Source organism: uncultured Bradyrhizobium sp. (genome assembly GCF_964252615.1).
GTDB lineage: Bacteria > Pseudomonadota > Alphaproteobacteria > Rhizobiales > Xanthobacteraceae > Bradyrhizobium.
In genome coordinates this window covers 19,969-28,812 of the sequence record NZ_CAXUNQ010000056.1, presented here as the reverse complement: position 1 = coordinate 28,812, position 8,844 = coordinate 19,969, and the positions used below count along the sequence as shown (strand labels likewise).

The window sequence follows — 8,844 nt, the reverse complement described above, 5'->3', positions numbered from 1 at the left end:
GGATGCCCGGCACAAGGCCGGGCATGACGGCGAGATGTGTGCATCCAGTAGGGTCAAGCCCGGCCATGACGTTTGGGTTGGTGCGGTCCCGGCTCTGCGGAGCGCATGAAGGATGCCGCGTCCGCGACGCGAGAACAATCTACGCGGTGCTGCAAAGCTCCAGCACCGCATCGGCGAACGCCTGCGGCGCTTCCTGCGGCACGTTGTGACCGACACTGGCCAGCACGCGGCGCTGATATGGCCCGGTGAAGTGCTTGCCGTGCGCTTCCGAAAGGCTGGCCGGGGTCACGCCGTCAACCTCGCCATGAAGATTAATGGCCGGAACGCCGATGTTCGGCTGCGCGGCCAGCCTTGCTTCGACAGCGGCGTAACGCGGGTCCCCGGCCGCGCTGCCGGTGCGATGCCGATACGAGTGAATTACGACGTCGACAAAGTCCTCATTGTCGAAGGATGCCGCGGTCCGGTCGAAGGTCGCATCATCGAACGCCCAGGCCGGCGACCACATCTTCCACAGCAGGCGGCAAAGCTCGCGCCGCTTCCGGATCAAGCCGTTGCGGCCGCGCCCGGTATGGAAATAATACTGATACCACAGCCGCGCCTCCTGCTCCGGATCGGCAGGGTTGGCTGAATTCGCAATGTCCTGGATGTTGTAGCCGGTGCAGCTGACCAGGCCCGTCACGCGCTCGGGCCACAGCGCCGACACCACGCAGGCGGCGCGGCCGCCCCAATCATATCCGGCCAGCACGGCGTTCTCGATGCGAAGCGCGTCGAGCAACTCGAGCAGATCCTGTCCGAGCGCGGCCTGCTCGCCGGAGCGCAGGGTATCCGCCGACAAGAACCGCGTGCCGCCATAGCCGCGCAGATAGGGGATGATGGTGCGAAAGCCCGCGGCATTGACGATGGCAGCGACCGCCTCGAAGCCGCGTGGATCGTAGGGAAAGCCGTGCAGCAGCAGCACCGGCGGCGCATCGGCCGGACCGCTTTGCTCATAGGCGACGTCGAGCACGGCGGTTCGAACGCGGGCAGGCTGCGCCGGCGCCATTACCGCGCCTCGCGCACGCGCTTGCGATAGTGCTGGACCATCCGCAGCAGGCGGGACGACCAGCCGCCGCGGGCGGCGCCCATCATTGCCTTGATACGTGCCTTGACGGGATCCACGATCGCGCGGGCCCTGGCGCGTATGGTCATCACCCACTGATACAATTTGTCGAACCACGCCATCTGCAACAGTTTCGGCCGCGTCACGTCGAAGATGAACGCCGCGACGCCGACGCCGAGGAATTTTGCAAGGACGAGGATGACGACGGCGCTGACCCAGTATTCGTGGGCGAGCAGCCACAGGCCGACCAGTTTCAGTGGAAACAGCGGGATCACCGGCACGATGAAGACCACCAGCGTCATTGCCGGCGACAACGCGTCGACGCGCTCGGCAAGCCAGGCCTTGAACGCGCGCAGCGGAATCCACGCCACCACGCGCGCGACGACCGGCTCGAGATGGTCCCACAGCCACGCTTCGATCAAAAAGATCAGCGCGAGCAGAACCCACAGCGGCTGCAGAACGCGGCGCAACATAGATATCGGTCCACCGTCCGGTCCTGCACCGGACAATGATCACATATGGATGGCGCGTTTGCCAACCGCAAGCGCGGCTTCCTTGACCGCTTCCGAGCGCGTCGGATGGGCGTGGCAGGTGCGCGCCAGATCCTCTGCGGAGCCGCCGAATTCCATCAATACCGCGGCTTCATGGATCATTTCGCCGGCTTCCGCGCCGATGATGTGGACGCCGAGCACACGATCCGTCTTCGCATCTGCGAGAATCTTAACAAAACCGTCGGTGGTCTGGTTGACCTTGGTTCGTGCATTGGCCGTGAAGGGAAACTTGCCGATGTTGTAGGTTACGCCGGCCGCCTTCAATTCTTCCTCGGTTCTGCCGACGGCGGCGACTTCGGGCGAGGTGTAAACCACGCCGGGAATGACGTCGTAATTGGTATGGCCGGCCTGTCCGGCGAGGATTTCGGCGACCGCGATGCCTTCGTCCTCGGCCTTGTGCGCCAGCATCGGACCGGCGATGACGTCGCCGATCGCATAGATGCCCTTCGCATGGGTGGCGAAATGTCCGTCGGTCTGCACCCGGCCGCGCTGGTCGAGCTGCACGCCGGCTTCCTTCAGCCCGAGCCCTTCCGTGTAAGGCACGCGCCCGATGCAGACCATCACCACATCGGCGTCGATGGTGTCCGCGGCGCCGCCGGCGGCCGGCTCGACCCGCGACTTCAACATGTTTCCGGAAGTGTCGATAGCGGTGACCCTGGCGCCGAGCTTGAAGGTGATGCCCTGTTTTTCGAGGATGCGCTGGAAGGATTTTGCGATCTCGCCGTCCATGCCCGGAAGAATGCGGTCGAGGAATTCCACCACCACGACTTCCGATCCGAGCCGCCGCCATACCGAGCCGAGCTCGAGCCCGATCACGCCGGCGCCGATCACCAGCATCTTTTCCGGCACCTTGTCGAGCGTCAGCGCACCGGTCGAGGAGATGATGCGCTTCTCATCGATCTCGATGCCTTTCAGCCTGGCCACATCCGAGCCGGTGGCGATGACGATGTTCCTGGTCTCCAGCGTCTCAATGGCGCCGTCGGCCGCTTTCACCTCGACCTTGCCGGCGGCGGCGATGCGCCCGGTGCCGGAATAAGCATCGATCTTGTTCTTCTTGAACAGGAAGGCGACGCCCTTGGTGTTGCCGTCGATGCCGTCGGCCTTGAACTTCATCATCGCCGGCAGGTCGAGTTTCGGCTTGCCGACCACGACGCCCATCTTCGGCAGCGCGTGACCGGCTTCCTCGAAACGTTCCGACGCCTGCAGCAGCGCCTTGGAGGGAATGCAGCCGATGTTGAGGCAGGTGCCCCCAAAAGTCGGCCACTTCTCGACCACGGCGACTTTCATGCCGAGTTGCGCCGCGCGGATCGCGCAGACATAGCCGCCGGGACCGGTGCCGATAACGACGAGATCGTAAGTGGCCATGATGTTTTCCTAGCTCATCACCGTGACAGATGTTATCGCCCGCCCGACACATCCAGGATCGCGCTGGTGACATAGGAGGCATCCTCCGACAGCAGCCAGACGATGGCATTGGCGATTTCTTGCGCCGAGCCGACCCGCTTCATCGGCACCATATGCGCCAACCGATGCGCGCGATCGGGTTCGCCGCCGGAGGCGTGGATGTCGGTATCGATCAGGCCGGGCCGGATCGCCGCGACGCGGATGCCCTCGCCGGCGACCTCGTGGCCGAGCCCGATGGTGAAGGAATCGATCGCCCCCTTGGACGCCGCGTAGTCGACATAGGTATTGGGCGAGCCGAGCTTGGCCGCCACCGACGACAGATTGACGATGACGCCGCCCTTGCCGCCATGCCGGGTCGACATGCGCCTGACGGCCTCGCGCGCGCATAAAATGCTGCCGGTGACATTGACCGCCATCATGCGCCGGATGCGTTCGGCGGACATTTCGTCGACCCGCGAGGTGACGCCGACGATGCCGGCATTGTTGACCAGCGCGCCGAGCGTGCCGAATTCGTCGGCCGCCTTGAACAGCGCCAGAATGTCCGCCTCGCTGCCGACATCGCACTTCACTGCGATAGCCTTGCCGTTCTTCGCCTCGATGGCGGCGACTACGTCGCGCGCCGCGGCTTCATTGCTGGCATAGCCGACGCAGATTTTAAAACCGCGCGCCGCGGCGGCAATTGCGGCGGCGCGGCCGATGCCGCGGCTGCCGCCGGTGATCACAACAACGCTGTCGGTCAAATCTCACCCCCCACTTCACCCGGCTCGGCAATTCTACTCGAATAGACGCACCAGCATCGCGACCAGCGCGAACATCGACACAAACCAGGCGAGGCTGCGCGCGAACGGAATATGGAACAGATACAGCGGCACATACAGGACGCGCGCCGCCACCCACACTTCGGCGCCAAGCGCGCCGTATCCGCCGTTCCTGCCGGTGACTGCCAGCGCCAGCGCCAGCGCGGCGAAAGCCGGAAATGTCTCCAGCAGATTGCGAAACGCGCGGTCGGCGCGGCCGGCGAACTTTCCCCGAACCAGGCGTACGTCGTCGCGCGATCCGGCCTTGTATTCGCCGCCTACCTCGAAGGCCGATGAAACCGACTGCAGGAACATCTGCACGATCAGCAGGATGACGCCAATGCCGAGCATGACGATTTCGGTCGGCAGCGGCTGCATGATTTTCCTCTTGCCGTAACTAGATTACCATAAGCCTGTGCCCCACCGCCGCGGTTGCCATATATCACAAATCCAGCACCAGCCGCGCCGGGTCCTCCAGGCTCTCCTTCACCCGCACCAAAAAGGTCACCGCTTCCTTGCCGTCGATGACGCGATGGTCGTAGGACAGCGCCAGGTACATCATCGGCCGGATCTCGATCTTGCCGGCGACCGCGATCGGACGTTCCTGGATCTTGTGCATGCCGAGGATGGCCGACTGCGGCGCGTTCAGGATCGGCGTCGACATCAGCGAACCGTAGATGCCGCCATTGGTGATGGTGAAGGTGCCGCCCTGCATCTCGTCGATCTTGAGCTGGCCGTCGCGGGCGCGCCTGCCGAAATCGGCGATGCTCTTCTCGATCTCGGCGATCGACCTGTGGTCGCAGTCGCGCACCACCGGCACCACCAGGCCCTTGTCGGTGCCGACGGCGACGCCGATGTGATAATAGTTCTTGTAGATCAGGTCGGTGCCGTCGATCTCGGCATTCACGGCCGGAATATCCTTCAGCGCCTGCACGCAGGCCTTGGTGAAGAAGCCCATGAATCCCAGTTTGCTGCCGTGCTTCTTCTCGAACACGTCCTTGTACTGGGCGCGCATCGCCATGATATGGCTCATGTCGACCTCGTTGAAGGTCGTCAGCATGGCCGCGGTGTTCTGAACCTCCTTGAGCCGGCGCGCGATGGTCTGGCGCAACCGCGTCATCTTCACCCGCTCCTCGCGCGAGGCATCGTCGGCCGGCGACGGCGCGCGTACCTGCACCGCGGCGGCGGGCTGGTTGACCGGGGTCGGCGCGGCGGCGGCCTTCTCGATGGCGGCCAGCATGTCACCCTTGGTGACGCGGCCGTCCTTGCCCGAGCCCGGCACGGTTGCGGCATCGACGCCGCTCTCGGCGGAAATTTTTCGCACGGAAGGCGCCAGCGGCGCATCGGCCGGCGGCGTCTTCTGAACCGGCGCGGCAGCGGGCGCCGCCGGCGCAGCGGCGGGAGCGGCAGGAGCGGCAGCGGCAGCGGGCCTGGCCGGCGCGTCCGCTGCCTTTGCGGGCGCGGCGCCAGGCTTGGCGGCACCGCCCTCATTGATCTGTCCCAGCAATGCGCCGACCGCAACCGTCTCGCCGTCCCTGGCGACGATCTCGCCCAGCGTGCCGGCCGAAGGCGCCGGGACTTCGATGGTAACCTTGTCGGTTTCAAGCTCGACCAAGGGTTCATCGACCGCAACGGCATCGCCGGCCTTCTTGAACCAGCGGCCGATGGTCGCCTCGGTGACGGACTCGCCGAGCGTGGGGACGCGGATTTCGGTCATGGTTTCATTTCCTCTCGCGTCATGCCGTTTGGACCCTGCTGGATTCACGCCTTCCGTCATACGCGGGCTTGACCCGCGTATCCATCATCTTCGCAAGAGTCTTTGCGAAAGGATGGATTGCCGGGTCAAGCCCGGCAATGACGGCCGAGATGTGTCATACGGTAGGGCTTGTCCCGGCCATCCACGTCTTGAATTCAATGGGCTCGAAGAACGCGTCATGCCCGGGACGAGCCGGGCATGACGACTTCGGTGATACATCAGCTCAGCGCCTCGTCCAGCAGCGCCCTGAGCTGCGCCAGATGTTTCGACATCAGCCCGGTGGCGGTGGCCGCCGCTGCCGCGCGCCCGGCGTAGCGCGGACGCTTGTTCGGCGCGTTGATCTGGTTCAGCACCCATTCGAGGTAGGGCTCCATGAAATGCCATGCGCCCATGTTGCGCGGCTCTTCCTGGCACCAGACCAGTTCGGCAGCCTTGAAGCGTCCGAGCTCCTGCACCAGCGCCTTCAGCGGCACCGGATAAAGCTGCTCGACGCGCATGATGTAGATGTCGTCGATGCCCCGCTTTTCGCGCTCGTCGTAGATGTCGTAATAGACCTTGCCCGAGCACAGCACCACGCGCCTGATCTTGTCGTCCGCCACCAGCTTGATGGTGTCGTCGGGGTGCATCTGCGCGTCATCGTAAAGCAGGCGATGGAACGTGGTGTCCGCGCCCATCTCGTCGAGCCGCGACACCGCGCGCTTGTGGCGCAGCAGCGATTTCGGCGTCATCATGATCAGGGGCTTGCGGATTTCGCGCTTCAACTGCCGCCGCAGCACGTGGAACAGGTTGGCCGGCGTGGTGGCATAGACCACCTGCATATTGTCTTCGGCGCACATCTGCAGGAAGCGCTCCAGCCTTGCGGAAGAATGCTCCGGCCCCTGCCCCTCATAGCCATGCGGCAGCATGCAGACGAGGCCTGACATGCGCAGCCATTTGCGCTCACCGGAGGAGATGAACTGGTCGAACAGCACCTGCGCGCCGTTGGCGAAATCGCCGAACTGCGCCTCCCAGATCGTCAGCGCCTTCGGCTCCGCCAGCGAATAGCCGTATTCGAAGCCGAGCACCGCCTCTTCCGACAGCAGCGAGTTGATGACCTCGTAGCGCCCCTGATCGGGCCCGAGGTGCTTGAACGGCGTGTAGCGGGTTTCGTCCTCCTGATCGATCAACACCGAGTGCCGCTGCGAGAAGGTGCCGCGCTCGGAGTCCTGCCCGGACAGCCGGACATGATGCCCTTCCTCCAGCATGGTGCAGAACGCCAGCGCCTCGCCGGTCGCCCAATCGATTCCGACACCGTTTTCGATCGCCTTGGCGCGATTTTCGAGAAAACGCTGCACCGTGCGGTGAACGCGGAAACCGTCCGGCACCCGGGTGATCTTGCGGCCGATATCCTTCAGCAGGGCCAGATCGACGCCGGTAACGCCGCGGCGGGGATCCTCTTCCTGGTCGGCGGTCTTGAACCCGGCCCATTTGCCGTCGAGCCAGTCGGCCTTGTTGGGCTTATAGCCCGCGCCGGCTTCCAGTTCGGCATCGAGGCGTGCGCGCCAGTCGGCCTTGGCCTTCTCGACGTCGGCTTCGGTCATCACGCCTTCGGCGATCAGGCGCTTGGCGTAGATATCGAGCGTGGTCGGCTGCGTCGCGATCTTCTTGTACATCAAGGGCTGGGTGAACATCGGCTCGTCGCCTTCGTTGTGCCCATGCCTGCGATAGCAGAACATGTCGATCACGACCGGCTTGTGGAATTTCTGCCGGAATTCGGTCGCGACCTTGGCGGCGAACACCACGGCTTCGGGATCGTCGCCATTGACATGGAAAATCGGCGCGTCGATCATCTTGGCCACGTCGGACGGATATGGCGACGAACGCGAATAGCGCGGATAGGTGGTGAAGCCGATCTGGTTGTTGACGATGAAATGCACCGAGCCGCCGGTACGATAGCCCTTCAGGTCGGACAGGCCGAAACACTCCGCCACCACGCCCTGGCCGGCGAACGCCGCGTCGCCATGCATCAGCAGCGGCATGACCGAGATGCGCTGGTCGGGCGGGTCGCCGTGCTGGTCCTGCTTGGCGCGCACCTTGCCGAGCACGACCGGATCGACGATTTCCAGATGCGAAGGATTGGCGGTGAGCGACAGGTGGATCTTGTTGTTGTCGAACTCCCGGTCCGACGAGGCGCCGAGGTGATATTTGACGTCGCCCGAACCTTCGACGGCATCGGGATTGGCCGAACCGCCCTTGAATTCATGGAACAGGGCGCGGTGCGGCTTGGCCATCACCTGCGTCAGCACGTTGAGGCGGCCGCGATGCGGCATGCCGACCACGATTTCTTTCACGCCGAGATTGCCGCCGCGTTTGATGATCTGTTCCAGCGCCGGGATCAGCGATTCGGCGCCGTCCAGACCGAAGCGCTTGGTGCCGGTGAATTTCAGGTCGCAGAATTTTTCAAATCCTTCCGCTTCGACCAGCTTGTTGAGAATCGCGCGGCGGCCTTCGGGCGTGAAACTGATTTCCTTGTCCGGGCCTTCGATGCGCTCCTGGATCCAGGCCTTTTGCGCGCCGTTCGAGATATGCATGAACTCGACGCCAAGGGTCTGGCAGTAGGTGCGCTCGCAGATCGCGACGATCTCGCGCAGCGTCGCGTAGTCGAGCCCCAGCACGTGATCGAGAAAAATCTTGCGGTCGAGATCGGCATCGGTGAAGCCGTAGGAGCGCGGGTCGAGTTCCTCGTGATCGCGCGGCGGCTCAAGGCCGAGCGGATCGAGCTTGGCGTGAAAGTGTCCGCGCATGCGGTAGGCGCGGATCAGCATCAAGGCGCGGACGGAATCGCGCGTCGACTGGTGCACGTCGGCGGAACTCGCATCGGTTCCCCTGGCGCGCGCTGTGGCGGCGATCTTGCCGCCAACCGCCTTCTCGACCTCAGCCCAGTTGCCGTCAAGCGCCGATGTGAGGTCGTCGCGCGGGGTAAGCGGCCAGTTATCCCGCCCCCAGGACGGTCCGTCGGCGTTCTTCAGGACGTCCGCGGGCGCATCTTTCAGGCTTTTGAAGAAATCCTGCCATTCCGGGTCCACCGAGGCCGGCTCTTTCTCATAGCGGGCGTAGAGGTCGTCGATATAGGTGGCGTTGGCGCCCTGCAGGAACGAGGAGAGGGCAAAAGCGGCATTCGTGTCCTGACGAGACATAATTGCGTCCTGATGATTGGCGTAGCGCTCGGGAAAGCGTCGGAACAGCCGATCCGGCGGC

The 8,844-nt window shown here is 64.2% G+C and carries 7 protein-coding genes; all 7 read right to left on the bottom strand.

Translation table 11 applies throughout. The features are described 5' to 3' along the window. Window positions 1-139 precede the first annotated feature (139 nt). The 7 genes from ACFE72_RS20980 to ACFE72_RS20950 all read right to left on the bottom strand — a co-directional run bounded on the left by ACFE72_RS20980 (window position 140) and on the right by ACFE72_RS20950 (window position 8,783). Window positions 140-1,042, bottom strand: coding sequence for an alpha/beta fold hydrolase (locus ACFE72_RS20980; protein WP_375415049.1), 903 nt, complete (start codon window positions 1,040-1,042; stop codon window positions 140-142). Beyond that, on the bottom strand, window positions 1,042-1,572 hold the full coding sequence (locus ACFE72_RS20975; protein WP_375415048.1) for a hypothetical protein: 531 nt from the start codon (window positions 1,570-1,572) through the stop codon (window positions 1,042-1,044). Before ACFE72_RS20975 ends, ACFE72_RS20980 begins: the two co-directional genes overlap by 1 nt. A 39-nt stretch (window positions 1,573-1,611) precedes the next feature. Beyond that, window positions 1,612-3,015: a dihydrolipoyl dehydrogenase gene (lpdA, locus tag ACFE72_RS20970; RefSeq protein ID WP_375415047.1), complete on the bottom strand. Its 1,404-nt coding sequence runs from the start codon at window positions 3,013-3,015 to the stop codon at window positions 1,612-1,614. A gap of 32 nt (window positions 3,016-3,047) precedes the next feature. Further along, window positions 3,048-3,794: an SDR family oxidoreductase gene (locus ACFE72_RS20965; RefSeq protein WP_375415046.1), complete on the bottom strand. Its 747-nt coding sequence runs from the start codon at window positions 3,792-3,794 to the stop codon at window positions 3,048-3,050. Window positions 3,795-3,827: 33 nt separating this feature from the next. Further along, the gene (locus ACFE72_RS20960; RefSeq protein ID WP_375415045.1) at window positions 3,828-4,229 is read right to left on the bottom strand and encodes an MAPEG family protein; all 402 of its coding nucleotides are present in this window, start codon (window positions 4,227-4,229) and stop codon (window positions 3,828-3,830) included. Between the two features lie 64 nt (window positions 4,230-4,293). After that, a complete protein-coding gene (gene odhB / locus ACFE72_RS20955; RefSeq protein WP_375415044.1) occupies window positions 4,294-5,568 on the bottom strand; it encodes a 2-oxoglutarate dehydrogenase complex dihydrolipoyllysine-residue succinyltransferase in 1,275 nt (424 codons plus the stop codon). Between the two features lie 257 nt (window positions 5,569-5,825). Then, a complete protein-coding gene (locus ACFE72_RS20950; protein ID WP_375415043.1) occupies window positions 5,826-8,783 on the bottom strand; it encodes a 2-oxoglutarate dehydrogenase E1 component in 2,958 nt (985 codons plus the stop codon). Window positions 8,784-8,844: the final 61 nt, after the last annotated feature.

Excerpts from the sequence above, each read along its gene's own strand:
- ACFE72_RS20980 (WP_375415049.1), bottom strand. The coding sequence starts at position 1,042 with ATGGCGCCGGCGCAGCCTGCCCGCGTTCGAACCGCCGTGCTCGACGTC.
- ACFE72_RS20975 (WP_375415048.1), bottom strand. The coding sequence starts at position 1,572 with ATGTTGCGCCGCGTTCTGCAGCCGCTGTGGGTTCTGCTCGCGCTGATC.
- lpdA (WP_375415047.1), bottom strand. The coding sequence starts at position 3,015 with ATGGCCACTTACGATCTCGTCGTTATCGGCACCGGTCCCGGCGGCTAT.
- ACFE72_RS20960 (WP_375415045.1), bottom strand. The coding sequence starts at position 4,229 with ATGCAGCCGCTGCCGACCGAAATCGTCATGCTCGGCATTGGCGTCATC.
- odhB (WP_375415044.1), bottom strand. The coding sequence starts at position 5,568 with ATGACCGAAATCCGCGTCCCCACGCTCGGCGAGTCCGTCACCGAGGCG.
- ACFE72_RS20950 (WP_375415043.1), bottom strand. The coding sequence starts at position 8,783 with ATGTCTCGTCAGGACACGAATGCCGCTTTTGCCCTCTCCTCGTTCCTG.